This window comes from Dyella lutea (assembly GCF_024158035.1).
Classification (GTDB): domain Bacteria; phylum Pseudomonadota; class Gammaproteobacteria; order Xanthomonadales; family Rhodanobacteraceae; genus Dyella_A; species Dyella_A lutea.
Window position 1 is genome coordinate 1118953 of sequence record NZ_JAMZEK010000001.1, and the last position, 16090, is coordinate 1135042.

Annotated in this window: 15 protein-coding genes; 8 read left to right on the plus strand and 7 right to left on the minus strand. The window is 67.4% G+C overall.

Annotated elements, in window-relative coordinates; all coding sequences use genetic code 11:
* Positions 1-19: 19 nt before the first annotated feature.
* A complete protein-coding gene (locus NC595_RS04965) occupies positions 20-1198 on the minus strand; it encodes a phosphoglycerate kinase (protein WP_253565177.1) in 1179 nt (392 codons plus the stop codon).
* 157 nt (positions 1199-1355) lie between these two features.
* Here NC595_RS04965 and maiA point away from each other — a divergent pair, with 157 nt between their 5' ends.
* Positions 1356-2024 carry a maleylacetoacetate isomerase gene (gene maiA / locus NC595_RS04970; protein WP_253565178.1) on the plus strand — a complete coding sequence of 223 codons (669 nt, stop codon included), beginning with the start codon at positions 1356-1358 and terminating at the stop codon, positions 2022-2024.
* 23 nt (positions 2025-2047) lie between these two features.
* Here maiA and NC595_RS04975 read toward each other — a convergent pair whose 3' ends face one another.
* Positions 2048-3166, minus strand: coding sequence for a PilT/PilU family type 4a pilus ATPase (locus tag NC595_RS04975; RefSeq protein ID WP_017463508.1), 1119 nt, complete (start codon positions 3164-3166; stop codon positions 2048-2050).
* A gap of 208 nt (positions 3167-3374) precedes the next feature.
* Between NC595_RS04975 and NC595_RS04980 the strand changes: the two genes are divergently transcribed.
* The 7 genes from NC595_RS04980 (at position 3375) to NC595_RS05010 (ending at position 10465) form a co-directional block, all read left to right on the plus strand.
* Positions 3375-3833: a DUF4398 domain-containing protein gene (locus tag NC595_RS04980; RefSeq protein ID WP_253565179.1), complete on the plus strand. Its 459-nt coding sequence runs from the start codon at positions 3375-3377 to the stop codon at positions 3831-3833.
* Positions 3830-4468 (plus strand): hypothetical protein, encoded by a 639-nt coding sequence (locus NC595_RS04985; RefSeq protein WP_253565180.1) that lies wholly within the window; start codon positions 3830-3832, stop codon positions 4466-4468. Before NC595_RS04980 ends, NC595_RS04985 begins: the two co-directional genes overlap by 4 nt.
* 312 nt (positions 4469-4780) lie before the next feature.
* The gene (locus NC595_RS04990) at positions 4781-5008 is read left to right on the plus strand and encodes an HP1242/YdcH family protein (protein ID WP_017463511.1); all 228 of its coding nucleotides are present in this window, start codon (positions 4781-4783) and stop codon (positions 5006-5008) included.
* A gap of 147 nt (positions 5009-5155) precedes the next feature.
* Positions 5156-6526: a pyridoxal-phosphate dependent enzyme gene (locus NC595_RS04995; RefSeq protein WP_253565181.1), complete on the plus strand. Its 1371-nt coding sequence runs from the start codon at positions 5156-5158 to the stop codon at positions 6524-6526.
* A 96-nt stretch (positions 6527-6622) separates the two neighbouring features.
* Positions 6623-8452 carry a glutamine--fructose-6-phosphate transaminase (isomerizing) gene (glmS, locus tag NC595_RS05000; protein ID WP_253565182.1) on the plus strand — a complete coding sequence of 610 codons (1830 nt, stop codon included), beginning with the start codon at positions 6623-6625 and terminating at the stop codon, positions 8450-8452.
* Between the two features lie 6 nt (positions 8453-8458).
* Entirely contained in the window at positions 8459-9079 is a 621-nt protein-coding gene (locus NC595_RS05005; RefSeq protein WP_253565183.1) for a DedA family protein, read from the plus strand.
* A gap of 27 nt (positions 9080-9106) precedes the next feature.
* Positions 9107-10465 carry a phosphohexomutase domain-containing protein gene (locus NC595_RS05010; protein ID WP_289623580.1) on the plus strand — a complete coding sequence of 453 codons (1359 nt, stop codon included), beginning with the start codon at positions 9107-9109 and terminating at the stop codon, positions 10463-10465.
* 593 nt (positions 10466-11058) lie between these two features.
* On the opposite strand, the gene NC595_RS05015 is transcribed toward NC595_RS05010, so the two are convergent.
* The 5 genes from NC595_RS05015 to rfbB form a co-directional block, all read right to left on the minus strand.
* A complete protein-coding gene (locus NC595_RS05015; protein WP_253565185.1) occupies positions 11059-12471 on the minus strand; it encodes a mannose-1-phosphate guanylyltransferase/mannose-6-phosphate isomerase in 1413 nt (470 codons plus the stop codon).
* A 120-nt stretch (positions 12472-12591) separates the two neighbouring features.
* Entirely contained in the window at positions 12592-13521 is a 930-nt protein-coding gene (gene rfbD / locus NC595_RS05020; protein WP_253565186.1) for a dTDP-4-dehydrorhamnose reductase, read from the minus strand.
* Positions 13518-14075: a dTDP-4-dehydrorhamnose 3,5-epimerase gene (gene rfbC, locus NC595_RS05025; protein WP_253565187.1), complete on the minus strand. Its 558-nt coding sequence runs from the start codon at positions 14073-14075 to the stop codon at positions 13518-13520. Before rfbC ends, rfbD begins: the two co-directional genes overlap by 4 nt.
* The gene (gene rfbA / locus NC595_RS05030; RefSeq protein WP_253565188.1) at positions 14072-14962 is read right to left on the minus strand and encodes a glucose-1-phosphate thymidylyltransferase RfbA; all 891 of its coding nucleotides are present in this window, start codon (positions 14960-14962) and stop codon (positions 14072-14074) included. The genes rfbC and rfbA overlap by 4 nt, the downstream gene beginning before the upstream one ends.
* Positions 14959-16008 carry a dTDP-glucose 4,6-dehydratase gene (gene rfbB, locus NC595_RS05035; RefSeq protein WP_253565189.1) on the minus strand — a complete coding sequence of 350 codons (1050 nt, stop codon included), beginning with the start codon at positions 16006-16008 and terminating at the stop codon, positions 14959-14961. Before rfbB ends, rfbA begins: the two co-directional genes overlap by 4 nt.
* Positions 16009-16090 lie beyond the last annotated feature (82 nt).

Here is a 16090-nt window from a genome sequence, read left to right on the forward strand (position 1 = left end):
CTCCTACGAGAGGGGAGTCTCAGCCCTTGGCGCGGGCCTTGAGTGCCGCCACCGCCGGCAGTTCCTTGCCCTCGAGGAACTCGAGGAACGCGCCGCCGCCGGTGGAGATGTAGGACACGTCCTTCTCGATGCCGTACTTGTCCACGGCCGCCAGGGTGTCGCCGCCACCGGCGATCGAGAACGCCGGGGAGGCGGCGATCGCGCGGGCGAGGGTCTCGGTGCCCATGCCGAAGGCGTCGAACTCGAACACGCCGACCGGGCCGTTCCACACCACCGTGCCGGCCTTGGCGATCAGCGCGGCGTAGCGTTTGGCGGTCTCCGGGCCGATGTCCAGGATCATCTCGCCGTCCTTGACCTGGTCCACCGCCTTCACCGTCGGCGTCGCCTGCGCGGAGAACTCGGGGGCGACCACCACGTCGACCGGCAGCGGCACCTCGGCACCGCGCCGCTTGGCGTCGGCGATGACCCTCTTCGCCGCGTCGATCAGGTCGGGTTCGTACAGCGAGTTGCCGACGCCGTGGCCGGCGGCGGCGATGAAGGTATTGGCGATGCCTCCGCCCACGATCAGCTGGTCGACCTTGCCGATCAGGTTCTCCAGCAGGGTGAGCTTGGTCGAGACCTTGGAGCCGGCGACGATCGCCAACAGCGGCTTGGCCGGGTGCTCCAGCGCCTTGCCCAGCGCGTCGAGTTCGGCGGCCAGCAGCGGCCCGGCGGCAGCCACCTGGGCGAAGCGGATCACGCCGTGGGTGGAGGCCTGGGCGCGGTGTGCGGTGCCGAAGGCGTCCATCACGAACACGTCGCACAGTGCGGCGTACTTCTTCGACAGCGTCTCGTCGTCCTTGCCCTCGCCGACGTTCATGCGGCAGTTCTCCAGCACCACCACCTCGCCCTCGGCGACCTCCACGCCGTCGAGGTAGTCGCGCACCAGTCGCACCGGCTTGCCGAGCTTGTCGCCCAGCCAGGCGGCGACCGGAGCCAGCGAGGAGGCCTCGTCGAACTGGCCTTCCTTCGGCCGGCCCAGGTGCGACAGCACCATCACCCGGGCGCCGGCATCGCGCGCGGCCTTGATCGTGGGCAGCGAGGCGCCCAGGCGCTGGGTAGAGGTAATCCGGCCGTCCTCGATCGGCACGTTCAGGTCTTCGCGGATCAGCACACGCTTGCCGCGCAGATCGAGGTCGCTCATGCGGAGGAAGGACACGTCGGGACTCCTGGGTTGGGCTGCTGCATGGCGGGTCGGCCGGCGTGGCCGATCCCGGATAGGGATACCGTAGCCAGCTCATTTTCGTGCCGCCCCTCCGGCGATGCAAACGCGGCCGTATATGCTTGGCGCCCACCGGCCCGGCAGGAGACAGCCCATGCTTCAGGATCTCGCGCTTTACGGCTACTGGCGTTCGACCGCCGCCTACCGCGTGCGCATCGCGCTGGCGTTGAAGGGACTGGACTGGGAAAACCACCCGGTCCACCTGGTGCGCGACGGCGGCGAGCAGCACGGGGCCACCTACCGGGCGATCAACCCGCAGGAGCTGGTCCCCGCGCTGGTCGACGGCGAGCGGGTGTTCACCCAGTCGCTGGCGATCGTCGAATACCTCGACGAGATGGTGCCGGAGCCGCCGCTGCTGCCGGTGGACCCGCGCGGCCGGGCGCGGGTACGCGCGCTGGCGCAGACCATCGCTTGCGACATCCACCCGCTGGGCAACCTGCGGGTGCTGCAGGCGCTGGAGGCGCGCTTCGGTGCCACCGAGGCGCAGCGGGCCGACTGGAACCGTCACTGGATGGCCGTGGGCCTGGCTGCGTTCGAGGCGATGCTGGCCGACAACGTCGCCACCGGTACGTTCTGCCACGGCGACGAGCCGGGGCTGGCCGATATCTGCCTGATCCCGCAGCTCTACAATGCCGCGCGCTGGCAGCTGCCGCTGGATGCGTACCCCACGATCCACCGCATCCAGGCCGAGTGCATGGCCTTGCCGGCGTTTCAGGCAGCGGCGCCGGAGCGGCAGCCGGATGCACCGCCTGCCGGCGCCTGAGGCGCCGACGACGGGGCAGGGGTCTAGAAGCCCAGGCCGTAGGGATCGTTGCCGGCCAGTTCGGTGTCGGTGTTGGATCCACCGCCCTCGGCCAGGCGGATCTTCAGCGCCAGGCCATCGCGCGAGTCGGCCTTGGCCAGCGCCTCGTCCAGTTCGATCCGGCCGCTCTTGTAGAGCCGGTACAGCGACTGGTCGAAGGTCTGCATGCCTTCCTGCAGGCTGCGGTCCATCGCTTCCTTTACCTCGTGGATCTGGCCGCGGCGGATCATGTCGCGGATCAGCGGGGTGTTCAGCAGCACCTCGACCGCCGGCAGGCGGCGGCCGTCCTTGCCGATCACAAGGCGCTGGCTGATCACCGCGCGCAGGTTGAGCGACAGGTTCATCAGCACGTTCTTGTGCGCCGACTCGGGGAAGAAGTTGAGGATGCGTTCCAGCGTCTGGTCGGCGTTGTTGGAGTGCAGGGTGGCCAGGCACAGGTGACCGGTTTCGGAGAAGGCGATCGCCGCCTCCATCGTGTCGGTGTCGCGGATCTCGCCGATCATGATCACGTCCGGCGCCTCGCGCATCGCGTTCTTCAGCGCCTCGTGGTAGCTGTGCGTATCCAGGCCCACCTCGCGCTGGTTGATGATCGACTTCTTGTGCCGGTGCAGGTACTCGATCGGATCCTCGATGGTGAGGATGTGGCCGGGCGAGTTGGAGTTGCGGTGGTCGAGCATCGCCGCCAAGGTGGTCGACTTGCCCGAGCCGGTGGCGCCGACCACCAGGATCAGGCCGCGCTGCTCCATGATCAGCTCGCGGAAGATCGAGGGCAGCTGCAACTGCTCGACGTTGGGGATCTCGCTCTTGATCGCGCGGATCACCATGCCGACCTCGCCGCGCTGCTTGAACACGTTGATGCGGAAGCGGCCCGCTTCCTTCACCGCCAGCGCCATGTTCAGCTCGAGATCGCGCTCGAACTGGGGCACCTGGCCCTCGTCCATCAGCGAGTAGGCGATCTTCTTGACCATGCCGCCCGGCAGGCCGGTATTGCCCAACGGGTAGAGCTTGCCCTCGACCTTGATGTTCACCGGAGCGCCCGTGGTCAGGAACATGTCCGACGCGCCCTTGTCCACCATCAGCTTGAGGAAGTAACCGATATCCACCTGAAGTCCCCTGGATTCAACTACATTGCACCGGCGATTATGCCCACGGACAATACGACGCAACACTACGAGGTACTGAGTGATGGTGCACAGCTTTTCCCGGCCTGAGGCCGGTGCCCCCCGTTCTTGCGGGTGGACGCGCAGCCTGCCCCTGGTCGCCCTGATGATGCTGGGCGGCTGCGCAAGCGTACCGCCTCCGGATGCTGCGATGAGCGCTGCCCAGACGCAATTGCAGGCTGCCCGCGATGCCGATGCGGCCGATTACGCCCCGGTGGACCTGACTTTCGCCCAGAACAAGTTCCAGCAGGCCCAGGCGGCCATGACCTCCCGCAAGTACGCCGATGCCGCCGATCTGGCCACCGAGGCCCAGGCCGATGCCGAGCTGGCTACGGCCAAGGCGCGGCTGGGCGACGTCCGGGCCAGGATCCAGACCAAGACCGACGAAAACGCGCGGCTGCGCAAGGCCATGGAGCAGGCCCACCCCGAGCTCTCCAGTCGCTCGCAGATGCCGGCCACTCTTCCTGCCGCGGCGCCGACCGGAGACATGCCGGCCCCCTCCGCCTCGGTGCTGTCGGCGCCCATGCCAAGCGGTGATGGTGGCTTCCAGACCGTGCCCCAGCCAGCCACGTCGTCCTCGGCAGGCAATGCCCAGGAGGGTCAGCCATGAAGCGACTCACGACCGCCCTGTTCGCCCTGGGCCTGTTGCTTGGCAGCGGTGTCGCCAGCGCCGCCAAGGACGACATCGATCTCGCCCGGCTGACCACCAGCCTCGACCAGCTGGCCCATGACCCGGTGCTCGGACATTACGCCACGGCCGAGCAGGCGCGCGCCCGCGATGCCCTGGCACAGTTGGCCGACGCCCGCTCGAAGGAGCGCCCGCATGCCCTCTACCTGGCCGAGCGCCGGGTCGATCTGGCCCGGGCGGCCGCTCAGCTGCAGGACGCCCAGGCCCGGCTGTCCAAGCTCGACCGTGAGCACGACCAGATCATGCTGGAGTCGGCCCGGCGCGACGCCGAGGCGGCCCGGTTGGAGCTGGAGCGCCAGCGCCTGCAGTACCAGCTCGCCCAGGAAGAGGCCCAGCGCCTGCAACAGCAGGGCATGGAGGCCGCCCAGGCCGCCGAACAGGCCAAGGCCGAGGCCGAGCATGCCAAGAAGCTGGCAGCGGCGCAGAGCCGGGTCGCGAATGCCGCCCGTCGGGAGGCAGCCCTGGCGGCCCAGGCAGCTCGGGCCCTGCGCTCCCAGATGGAGGGCGATCAGGCACCGGCCAAAGCCAAGCCGGCGAGGAAGAAGGGCAAGCCCTGAGGGGCCGGGGCGACCCTTTCCGGAGGGTCGCCCCCGAGTGCAACAAGCTGTTTCGGCAGGTTTTTCGCCTGTCCTCTACTAAGCATCAGTCGTGCCACGGCACGATCTTGCACCCACCCCGGCGGCGGAGTAGCGTCGGTCATCCGCGGGGCACATGCGCCGCGCGGACAACCTGACCCGTCGCATGCGCCCACCGTATCCCCAGCCGTCCTTGTCACGCACCATTTCCCCGGTGCGGGCGGTTTGCGCATGCCTCACCACGCCGCGGGCGCACCGGTCACGCGCCCGCTTTCCCAGCGAGGAGGTCGACCCATGTTCGAAAACCAGTCGCGTGATGACGTCGAAGCATTGCTGAAGTCCAACAAGGAGTTCCGCGCGCTGTACCAGCGCCACCGGGAACTCGACAGCAAGGTGCACGATGCGGATATCGGCGTGCTCCCCATTCCCGAAACCAAGCTCGCGGTGATGAAGCGCGAGAAGCTCTACGCCAAGGACCGCCTGCAACGCATCTGGGATGCGCAAACGCAGCGACAGCACTGACGTCACGCCGGTTGGCAGCGGCAAGGGCCCGGTATCCGATGGATGCCGGGCTTTTTTCTTGCCCGGTGTCGGTCGGAGGGACTCGGTTATCATGGCGACCCGCGGGTCGGCCGGTTGCCTGGCCCGGTTCTTTGCCACGGAGCTTCCATGACGGTTCACGCCAGCGTTCTCGACCTGATCGGCCACACCCCCATGGTGCGCGCCAACCATCTGGAGACGGGGAGCTGCGAGCTGTTCCTGAAGCTCGAGAGCGCCAACCCGGGCGGCTCGATCAAGGATCGCATCGGCCTGTCCATGATCGAGGCGGCGGAAAAGGCCGGCAAGATCCGCCCCGGCGCCACCCTGGTCGAGGGTACGGCTGGCAACACCGGCATCGGCCTGGCGCTGGTCGCCCAGCAGAAGGGCTACAAGCTGATCCTGGTGGTCCCGGACAAGATGAGCCGGGAGAAGATCTTCAACCTCAAGGCGATGGGCGCCGAGGTGGTGCTGACCCGTTCGGACGTGGCCAAGGGGCATCCGGAGTACTACCAGGACATGGCCCAGCGGATCGCCCGCGAGACCCCGGGCGCCTATTTCATCAACCAGTTCGGCAACCCGGACAACCCCCGCGCGCACTACGAGACGACCGGTCCGGAGATCCTCGAGCAGATGGATGGCCGGGTCGATGCGATCGTGTTCGGCTGCGGTTCGTCGGGCACCATGACCGGCCTGTCGCGCTTTCTCGCCGAGCACTCGCCGCACACCGAGCTGGTGCTGGCCGACCCGGTCGGTTCGATCCTCGCCCAGTACATCAACGAGGGCACGCTGTCGGAGAAATCCGGCAGTTGGATGGTCGAGGGCATCGGCGAGGACTTCCTGCCCTCGATCAGCGATTTCTCTCGCGTGAAGAAGGCGTACGCGATCTCCGACCGCGAGAGCTTCCTTGCCGGCCGCGAGCTGCTGGCGAAAGAGGGCATCCTCGGCGGGTCGTCGTCCGGCACCCTGCTGGCGGCGGCGCTGAAGTATTGCCGCGAGCAGGCCACGCCCAAGCGCGTGGTGTCGCTGGTGTGCGACACCGGCAACAAGTACCTGTCGAAGATGTACAACGACTACTGGATGCTGGACAACGGCTTCCTCGAGCGCGAGCAGCACGGCGACCTGCGCGACCTGCTGCTGCGTCCCTTCGCCCAGCGCGACACGGTGGTGGTCGGACCCAACGAGCTGCTGATGACCGCCTACACGCGGATGAAGCTCTACGACGTCTCGCAGTTGCCGGTGATGGACGGAGATCAGCTGGTCGGCATCGTCGACGAATCGGATGTGCTGATGCACGTGCATGCCGACCAGTCGCGGTTCCGCGACCCGGTGTCCACCGCGATGATCACCACGTTGCAGAAGATCGACGTGCACTCGCCGATCGAGTCGCTGCTGCCGGTGTTCGAGCGCGGGCTGGTGGCGATCGTGATGGATGGCGAGCGCTTCCTGGGCCTGATCACGCGCATCGACCTGCTCAATTACCTGCGCCGGCGGGTGCCCTGACGGCAGCTGTCTCACGCGCGAAAGGATGTTGGAAACCATCGCCGCCACCATGCGGCCGTCGGGCTCCGGGCCCGACCCCAGCTAAGGAATGACGACATGTGTGGAATCGTTGCAGCCGCAGCCCAGCGCGACGTCGCGCCCCTGCTGATCGCGGGGCTCAAGGCGCTCGAGTATCGCGGTTACGACTCGGCCGGCCTGGCCGTGCTGGACGATGGCGAGATCCACCGCGTACGCGCCAAGGGCAAGGTGCGCGAGATGGAGGCGCTGTATCTGGCCGATCCGCTGCCGGGCGGCACCGGCATCGCGCATACCCGCTGGGCCACCCATGGCGTGCCGAACGAGGCCAACGCCCATCCGCACATGGCCGGTCGTGTCGCGCTGGTGCACAACGGCATCATCGAGAACTACGCGCCGCTGCGTGCGGAGCTGCAGGCGAAGGGACACGTGTTCACGTCCGAGACGGACACCGAGGTCATCGCCGCGCTCGTCGAGTCGCGCCTTAGCCAAGGCGGCAGCCTGCGCGAGGCGGTGCTGGCAGTCGCCCGTGAACTGGAAGGTGCCTATGCGATCGCGGTGATCAGCCGGGACGAGCCCGGTCACGTGGTCGGCGCGCGGCGCGGTGCGCCGTTGCTGGTCGGCGTGGGCATCGGCGAGCACTTCCTCGGCTCCGATGCCCAGGCGCTGATCCAGGTGACCAACCGCATGATCTACCTGGAAGAAGACGACGTGGTGGAGATCACCCGCGAGTCGGCCCAGGTGTTCACGCTCGACGGCCAGCCCGCCGAGCGCGCGGTGCACGAGAGCGAGCTGTCCACCGATGCGGTGGAACGTGGCGAATACCGCCATTACATGCAGAAGGAAATCTTCGAGCAGCCGCGCGCGGTGGCCGACACGCTGGAATCGCGCATCGGCCCGCACGGCGTGCTGCCGAACATCTTCGGCGTGGGCGGCGACGAATTGCTGGCGAAGGTGCAGGGCATCCACATCGTCGCCTGCGGCACCAGTTACCACGCCGGCATGGTGGCGCGTTACTGGATCGAGGAATTCGCCCGCCTGCCGGTCAGCGTCGAGGTGGCCAGCGAGTACCGCTACCGCGAGGTGGTGGTGTCGCCAGGCACCCTGTTCGTGGCCATCTCCCAGTCCGGCGAGACCGCCGACACGCTGGCAGCGATGCGCGAATCGCGTCGGCGCGGCTACCTCGGCACGCTGGCGATCTGCAACGTGCCGGAATCCTCGGTGGTGCGCGAGGCCGACCTCAAGCTGATGACCCGGGCCGGCCCGGAGATCGGCGTGGCCTCGACCAAGGCGTTCACCACCCAGCTCACCGCGCTGGCGCTGCTCACGCTGCAGCTGGCCCAGCAGCGCGGGCTGGATGCCACGCGTTACGCCGACCTCTGCCAGCAGCTGATCTCGTTGCCGCGAGCGATCGAGCGCGCGCTGGCGCTGGAGCCGCAGGTGGTGGAGCTGTCGGCACGCTTCATCCACCGCCAGCACGCGCTGTTCCTCGGTCGTGGCGCGCAGTACCCGGTGGCGCTGGAGGGCTCGCTCAAGCTCAAGGAAATCTCCTACATCCACGCCGAGGCCTACCCGGCCGGCGAGCTCAAGCATGGCCCGCTGGCCTTGGTCGACGAGGAGATGCCGGTGGTGGCGGTCGCCCCGAGCGGTCCGTTGCTGGACAAGCTCAAGTCCAACCTGCAGGAAGTGAAGGCCCGCGGTGGCGAGCTGATCGTGTTCGCCGCCGGCGACGCCGGCATGGATGCCGAAACCGGCAAGGGCGTGGCCCTGCGGCTCGACCCGGTGGGTGAGTTCATCGCCCCGGCCGTGTTCACCATCCCGCTGCAGTTGCTCGCCTACCACGTGGCGGTGCTGCGCGGCACCGACGTGGACCAGCCGCGCAACCTCGCCAAGTCGGTGACAGTGGAATAACGACCGATGATCGAAAAGCTGATCGCCGCGCTGGCCGGCTTCGTCATCGCGGTGATCTCGCGGTTCCAGTACGCCGGTATCGCGCTATTGATGGCGGTGGAGAGCGCCTGCGTGCCGCTGCCCTCGGAGATCATCATGCCGTTCTCCGGGTACCTGGTTTCCCGGGGCGAGCTCAAGCTGTGGCTTGTCTCGCTGGCCGGGGCCGTGGGTTGCGTGATCGGCTCCTGGCTGGCCTACGCGATCGGTGCCTGGGGTGGGCGCCCCCTGGTCGAGCGCTACGGCAGGTACCTGCTGGTCTCGCACCGCGACCTGGACCTGGCCGACCGCTGGTTCCAGCGACATGGCGACATCACGATCTTCATCGGCCGCCTATTGCCGGTGGTGCGCACCTTCATCGCGTTCCCTGCCGGCGTCGCGCGCATGCCACTGTGGCGATTCACCGCCTACACCTTTATCGGCTCGCTGATCTGGTGCTGGGGACTGGCGTGGATCGGCGTGAAACTGGGCGAGCACTGGGACACGCTGGGCGTGTACTTCCATCGCTTCGATGCCGTGATCGTGGCGCTGATCGCGCTGGGCGCCGGGCTCTATGTCTGGCGGCACGTTCGCCACGCGCGCCGGCCCTGATCGACGCCGGCAGCCCCCTGAATCGGAATGCCCATGAAGTGCTTCAAGGCCTATGACATCCGCGGGCGGATGCCGGACGAGCTCAATCCCGATATCGCCTACCGGATCGGGCGCGCTTATGCCGAAGTCGTCGGCGCCGGGGCGGTGATCGTCGGCTACGACGTGCGCCTGGACAGCCCGGCGCTGGCCGCGGCCGTCACCCGGGGACTCAACGAAGGCGGCTGCGACGTCATCGACATCGGCCTGTGCGGCACCGAAGAGGTCTATTTCCAGACCGCCCGCCGCGGCGTGGCGGGCGGCATCATGGTGACCGCCAGCCACAATCCGATCGACTACAACGGCATGAAGCTGGTGCGCGAGGGTGCGCGGCCGATCAGTGGCGATACGGGTTTGCGCGACATCGAGCGCGCGGTCGAGGCAAATGCCTTCGGGCCGGCGGCGGCCACCGTCGGAGCGGTGGTGCGCGACCACGACAAGTCGGCCTACATCGAACACCTGCTCGGCTACCTGGATCGCCCCGCGTTACGCCCGCTGAAGATCGTGGTCAATGCGGGCAATGGCGGGGCCGGCGCGATCATCGATCTGCTGGCACCGCATCTGCCGTTCGAGTTCGTGCGCATCCAGCACGCGCCGGATGGTCGATTCCCCAACGGCATTCCCAATCCGCTGCTGCCGGAGAACCGCGCGGCGACGGTGCAGGCGGTGATCGACTCGGGCGCGGACCTGGGCATTGCCTGGGACGGCGACTTCGACCGCTGCTTCCTGTTCGATGCGGCCGGGCGTTTCATCGAGGGCTACTACATCGTCGGCCTGCTTGCTGCGCAGATGCTCGAAAAGCATCCGGGAGCGAAGATCATCCACGACCCCCGGCTGACCTGGAACACGATCGACATGGTGCACGCGGCCGGCGGCGTGCCGGTGGAAAGCAAGACCGGTCATGCCTTCATCAAGGAGCGCATGCGCGCCGAGGATGCGGTGTACGGCGGCGAGATGAGTGCGCACCACTATTTCCGCGACTTCGCCTACTGCGACTCCGGCATGATCCCGTGGCTGCTGGTGGCCGAGTGGATGTGCCGCAGCGGACAACCGCTGGCCGCGATGCTGGACGAGCGCATGCGCGCGTTCCCGTGCAGTGGCGAGATCAATTTCCGCGTGGACGACGCGGCGGCGACGGTGGAGCGCGTGCTCGCTTTCTACGCCGACCAGCGCCCCGAACTGGATCGCGTCGACGGCATCAGCGCCTCGTTCGGCAGCTGGCGCTTCAATCTGCGTTCGTCCAACACCGAGCCGCTGCTGCGGTTGAACGTGGAAGCTCGTGGTGACGAAGCGCTGATGCGGGAAAAGACGGCCGAGCTGGAAGCGCTGATCAAGCAGGGAGCTCGATAGGCCCGGTCCGCCCGGAACGTCGGGGCTGAAGCCCCTCCCACATACAGCGGCGAAGCCTGCGGCTTATGGTGGGAGCGACTTCAGTCGCGACGTCGGGGCTGAAGCCCCTCCCACATACAGCGGCGAAGCCTGCGGCTTATGGTGGGAGCGACTTCAGTCGCGACGTCGGGGCTGAAAGCCCCTCCCACATACAGCGGCGAAGCCTGCGGCTTATGGTGGGAGCGACTTCAGTCGCGACGCCGGGGCTGAAAGCCCCCCACACATACAGCTGCGAAGCCTGCGGCTTATGGTGGTAGCGACTTCGGTCGCGACGTCGGGGCTGAAAGCCCCTCCCACATACAGCTGCGAAGCCTGCGGCTTGTGGTGGGAGCGACTTCAGTCGCGACGTCGGGGCTGAAAGCCCCTCCACATACAGCTGCGAAGCCTGTGGCTTGTGGTGGGAGCGACTTCAGTCGCGACGCCGGGGCTGAAAGCCCCTCCCACATGCAGCCACGAAGCCTGCGGCTTATGGTGGGAGCGACTTCAGTCGCGACGTCGGGGCGGAAGCCCCCCGCAAGCCTCTTCCGAAGCGCCGCGATAACGTCCGGCCAAGCTCAGGCGCGCCCGTAGACGTCGTCGAAGCGGACGATATCGTCCTCTCCCAGGTAGCTGCCCGACTGCACCTCGATCAATTCCAGCGGCACCTTGCCCGGGTTGCGCAGGCGGTGGACGCTGCCCAGCGGGATGTAGGTGCTCTGGTTCTCGCCGAGCAGGAACACCTTGTCGTCGCAGGTGACCTCGGCGGTGCCGGAGACCACGATCCAGTGCTCGGCCCGATGGTGGTGCTTCTGCAGACTCAGCGAAGCGCCCGGCTTCACCACGATGCGCTTGACCTGGAAACGCTCGCCGGCCTCCAGTGAGTCGTAGCTGCCCCAGGGGCGCCGTACCACCCGGTGGAACGAATGCTCGGTGCGGCCCGACGCCTTGAGCTGGTCCACCACCTTCTTCACGTCCTGCGCGGCATCGCGGTGGGCGACCAGCGTGGCATCCGGGGTGGACACGACGACCAGGTTGTCCACGCCGACAGCGGCGATCAGGTGGCGCTCGTGCGAGCGCAGCAGACAGCCGTGGGCGTTGACGGTGAGCGTGTCGCCTTCGCGCAGGTTGCCGTCGGCGTCGCGCTCGCCGGCCAGCCACAGCGCCGACCACGAACCGATGTCGCTCCAGCCGCAGCTCACCGGCAGCACGGCGGCGCGGCGGGTCTTTTCCATCACCGCGTAGTCGATCGAGTCGTCCGGACTGCGGGCGAACAGGTCGGCGTCGATGCGTACGAAGTCCAGGTCGGCCTTCGCGGCGGCGTGGGCGGCGCGCACCGCCGCGAGCATCTCCGGCGCATGCCCGGCCAGTTCCTCGAGATAGCGCGAGGCCTTGAACAGGAACATGCCGGAGTTCCAGTCGTAGCCACCGTCCTCGAGATATGCCTGGGCCGTGGGCAGATCGGGCTTCTCCACGAAGCGCTCCACCCGGAAGCCCCCTTCGGGAAGCTGTTCGCCGCGGCGGATGTAGCCGAAGCCCGTTTCCGGTCGATCCGGGCGGATGCCGAATGTGACCAGCCACCCGGCCGCGGCCGTCGGCAGGGCGCGCGTCACGGCATCCACGAAGTTCGCCGTATCGCCGATCAGGTGATCGGCGGGAAGCACCAGCAGGATGGCGTCGGGATCCTGCTCGACGGCGTGCAGGGCACCCAGCGCGATCGCCGGCGCGGTGTTGCGGGCCATGGGTTCGAGGATGATGGTGGCACCCTCGACGCCGGCCTCCATCAGTTGCTCCGCGGCGAGGAACCGGTGGTCCTCGCTGGCCACCACGATCGGCGCGGTCACGCCCGGCAGCTCGCGGGTGCGGCGGATGGTCTGCTCGAATAACGTGCCGCTACCGGCCAGCGAGAGGAACTGCTTGGGCAGGTTGCGTCGCGACACCGGCCACAGGCGGGTGCCGCTGCCGCCGCTGAGGATGAGGGGGGTCAGCATGGATTCCAGATCCTGGTCGGGACTCCCGGAGGCGTATCGCCATCGATTGCGCCCAGGGAATTCGGTCCCGGGATTCTCGCCTACTCGCCCCGTGGCTGCCAGCCAGTTGCCGGGAAGCGATCAGCGCGCGGCGAGCCGGTCCATCACGGTGGCGAGCGCATCCTGCCAGGCCGGCGGTCGGTAACCGAAGCGACGGGTCAGTTCGCTCGTGTCCAGCACCGACCAGGCGGGGCGCTTCGCGGGCGTCGGGAACTGCGTCGTATCGATGGCCCGCACTTCCGGCGTGCACATAAGCAGGCCGCGCTCCCTGGCGGCAGCGAAAATGGCCTCGGCGAAGCCGTGCCAGGTCGTAGTGCCGCCGGCGACCAGGTGGTGGATGCCACGCATCGAGCTGCGGCCGGCGTCGTCGGCGGCAAGCCAGGTTCCCAGCACGGCAAGCGTGCCCTCGACGATGACGTCGGTGCTGGTCGGGGCACCGTGCTGGTCCGACACCACGCTCAGCGTGTCGCGTTCGCTGCCGAGTCGGAGCATCGTCCTGAGAAAGTTGTGCCCATGCTCGGAATAGACCCAGGCGGTGCGGAGCACCAGGTGGTCGGCTTCGCTCGATGCCAGCGCTCGCTCGCCCGCCAACTTGCTGCGGCCGTAGGCCCCGAGCGGTCCGGTGGCATCGGTAGTCCGGTAAGGCACGCTGGATGAGCCGCCGAACACGTAGTCGGTGGAAAAGTGCACGATCAGGGCGCCGTGCCGTTTTGCCCACCGGCCGAGTACGCCCACGGCGTCGGCGTTGACGAGCGTGGCCAGCTCCTCCTCCTGCTCGGCCCGGTCCACCGCGGTGTAGGCGGCGGTATTGACGACAATGTCCGGCCTGATCCGGTCGAGCACGTCGACCAGGGTATCCGGTGCAGCCAGGTCGGCGGTCTCGACCGATGTGCCGTCGAAGCGCTGTCCGTCCCGGCAGGCGGTGACCAGGCTGCCCAACCGGGCCAGACGGCCGTCGCCGACGAAGCTGCGGCCGAGCTGGCCGTTGGCACCCAGCAGCAGGATCTTCATGCGACGAAAGCCGGCAGGCGCTCCGCAGCCACTTCGCGCAGCAGCGGCGCCCTGGTGTCCTTGTCGGAGAGCAGCGGGTCGGAGATCGGCCAGTCTATGCCGATCTCGGCGTCGTTCCAGCGGATGCCCGCATCCGCCTTGGCGTCATACAGGGCGGTGCACTGGTAGGCGAAGGTGGCGTAGTCGGAGAGCACGCAGAAGCCGTGCGCGAAACCCTCCGGTACCCAGAAATGCCGGTGGTTCTCCGCCGTGAGCATGACCCCGGCCCACTGCCCGAACGTGGGCGACCCGCGGCGGATGTCCACGGCCACGTCGAACACCTCGCCTTCCAGCACGCTGACCAGCTTGCCCTGCGGGTTCGGCCACTGGTAGTGCAGGCCACGCAGTACGCCCCTGGCGGAGCGCGACACGTTCGACTGCACGAATCGGCGGTCGATGCCGGCCTCGCGGTACTTGGCCTCGTTGTAGCTTTCGTAGAAAAAGCCCCGGGCGTCGCCGAACACCTGCGGTTCGATCACCACCCCACCCGGCAGGCGGGTTTCGATCACCTTCATCGGGCGTGGCCCTCGCTCACCAGCTTGCGCAGGTACTGGCCGTAGCCGGTCTTGGCCAGCGGCTCGGCCAGCTTCAGCAGTTGTTCGTCGTCGATCCAGCCACGGAAGTGCGCGATTTCCTCGGGGCAGCAGACCTTGAGTCCCTGTCGATTCTCGATGGTCTCGATGTAGTTGCCCGCCTCCATCAGCGACTCATGCGTGCCGGTATCGAGCCAGGCGAACCCGCGACCAAGCTGTTCCAGGTGCAGCGAGCCATCGTCGAGGTAGCAGCGGTTGAGATCGGTGATCTCCAGTTCGCCGCGGGGTGACGGCCTCAGTGCGGCGGCATAGTCGCAAACGCGGTTGTCGTAGAAGTACAGTCCGGTGACGGCGTAGTGCGATTTCGGCCTGGCGGGCTTTTCCTCCAGGCCGATCACGCGCCCTTCGGCGTCGAACTCGGCCACGCCGTAGCGCTCCGGATCCTTGACCCAGTATCCGAATACGGTAGCGCCCGCATCGCGCGCGCTGGCCCGGCGCAGACTGTCGGTCAGTCCATGCCCGTAGAAGATGTTGTCACCCAGTACCAGGCAGCTCGGGTCGTTGCCGACGAAGTCGCGGCCAATCAGGAACGCCTGCGCCAACCCGTCCGGCGAAGGTTGGACGGCATACTGGATGTCGATCCCCCACTGCGAGCCGTCTCCGAGCAGCCGCTGGAACAGCGCCTGCTCGTGCGGCGTGTTGATGATCAGGATGTCGCGGATACCGGCCAGCATCAGCGTGGCCAGCGGGTAATAGATCATCGGCTTGTCGTACACCGGCAGCAACTGCTTGCTGATCGCCTGGGTGATTGGATACAGCCGCGTTCCGGAGCCGCCGGCGAGGATGATGCCCTTGCGCTTCGTGCTCATGATCCCAGTCGCTCCATGCGGTAGCTGCCATCGAGTACGCGCTGCACCCACGGCTGGTTGGCGAGGTACCAGTCCACCGTCTGCGCGATGCCGCTCTCGAAGGTCTGGGACGGCTTCCAGCCCAGTTCGCTCTGCAGCTTGGTGGCGTCGATGGCGTAACGGCGGTCGTGGCCCGGGCGGTCCTTGACGTAGGTCATCAGCGATTCGCGCGCGCGACCGTCAGCGAGTAGCTGGCGCTGATCGAGCAGCGCGCAGATCGTCTTGACCACAGTGAGGTTGGTGCGCTCGGCATTGCCGCCGACGTTGTAGGTTTCACCGACGCGGCCACTCTCGAGCACGCGCCGGATCGCGCTGCAGTGGTCGCCAACAAACAGCCAGTCGCGGATATTCAGGCCGTCGCCGTAGATCGGCAGCGGCTCACCGGCAAGTGCCTTCTGGATCACCAGCGGGATCAGCTTCTCCGGGAACTGGTACGGACCATAGTTGTTCGAGCAGTTGGTGGTGAGTACCGGCAGCCCGTAGGTGTGGTGGAACGCGCGTACCAGATGGTCCGATGCCGCCTTGGAAGCGGAATACGGCGAATTGGGGGCATAGGCGGTCAGTTCGGTGAACTTGCCCTCGTCGCCCAGCGAGCCATAGACCTCGTCGGTCGACACATGCAGGAAGCGAAATGCGTCCCGTGCATCGCCTTCGAGGCTGCGCCAGTAGTCGCGGGAACACTCCAGCAGGCCCAGGGTGCCGACCACGTTGGTCTCGACGAACGCAGCCGGCCCGTCGATCGACCGGTCCACGTGGGACTCCGCAGCGAAATTCACCACCGCGTCGGGCTTGTGCTCGGCCAGCAGGCGCGCGACAAGGCTGCGGTCACCGATATCACCGTGCACGAAGATGTGACGGTCGTTGCCGGCAAGACTGGCGAGCGTGTCGGGGTTGCCCGCGTAGGTGAGCTTGTCCAGATTGATCACGCGCAGGCCATCGGCGATCGCCTGCAATACGAAGTTGGCACCAATGAAGCCGGCGCCGCCGGTGACAAGTAGAGTTTTCATGCGGTTCCTGCATTCTTTCTTGGGGCAAACGTCAGCCATTCTCGCATGCGCGGGGCAGGGATAACCCCGGTCCCGCGGATAC

What these genes read in the sequence shown, in the direction of transcription:
- rfbA (WP_253565188.1), bottom strand. Translation starts at nt 14,962, where the DNA reads ATGAGCACGAAGCGCAAGGGCATCATCCTCGCCGGCGGCTCCGGAACG.
- rfbC (WP_253565187.1), bottom strand. Translation starts at nt 14,075, where the DNA reads ATGAAGGTGATCGAAACCCGCCTGCCGGGTGGGGTGGTGATCGAACCG.
- NC595_RS04985 (WP_253565180.1), top strand. Translation starts at nt 3,830, where the DNA reads ATGAAGCGACTCACGACCGCCCTGTTCGCCCTGGGCCTGTTGCTTGGC.
- rfbB (WP_253565189.1), bottom strand. Translation starts at nt 16,008, where the DNA reads ATGAAAACTCTACTTGTCACCGGCGGCGCCGGCTTCATTGGTGCCAAC.
- NC595_RS05015 (WP_253565185.1), bottom strand. Translation starts at nt 12,471, where the DNA reads ATGCTGACCCCCCTCATCCTCAGCGGCGGCAGCGGCACCCGCCTGTGG.
- NC595_RS04995 (WP_253565181.1), top strand. Translation starts at nt 5,156, where the DNA reads ATGACGGTTCACGCCAGCGTTCTCGACCTGATCGGCCACACCCCCATG.
- NC595_RS04990 (WP_017463511.1), top strand. Translation starts at nt 4,781, where the DNA reads ATGTTCGAAAACCAGTCGCGTGATGACGTCGAAGCATTGCTGAAGTCC.
- NC595_RS05010 (WP_289623580.1), top strand. Translation starts at nt 9,107, where the DNA reads ATGCCCATGAAGTGCTTCAAGGCCTATGACATCCGCGGGCGGATGCCG.
- NC595_RS05005 (WP_253565183.1), top strand. Translation starts at nt 8,459, where the DNA reads ATGATCGAAAAGCTGATCGCCGCGCTGGCCGGCTTCGTCATCGCGGTG.
- maiA (WP_253565178.1), top strand. Translation starts at nt 1,356, where the DNA reads ATGCTTCAGGATCTCGCGCTTTACGGCTACTGGCGTTCGACCGCCGCC.
- NC595_RS04980 (WP_253565179.1), top strand. Translation starts at nt 3,375, where the DNA reads ATGAGCGCTGCCCAGACGCAATTGCAGGCTGCCCGCGATGCCGATGCG.
- glmS (WP_253565182.1), top strand. Translation starts at nt 6,623, where the DNA reads ATGTGTGGAATCGTTGCAGCCGCAGCCCAGCGCGACGTCGCGCCCCTG.
- rfbD (WP_253565186.1), bottom strand. Translation starts at nt 13,521, where the DNA reads ATGAAGATCCTGCTGCTGGGTGCCAACGGCCAGCTCGGCCGCAGCTTC.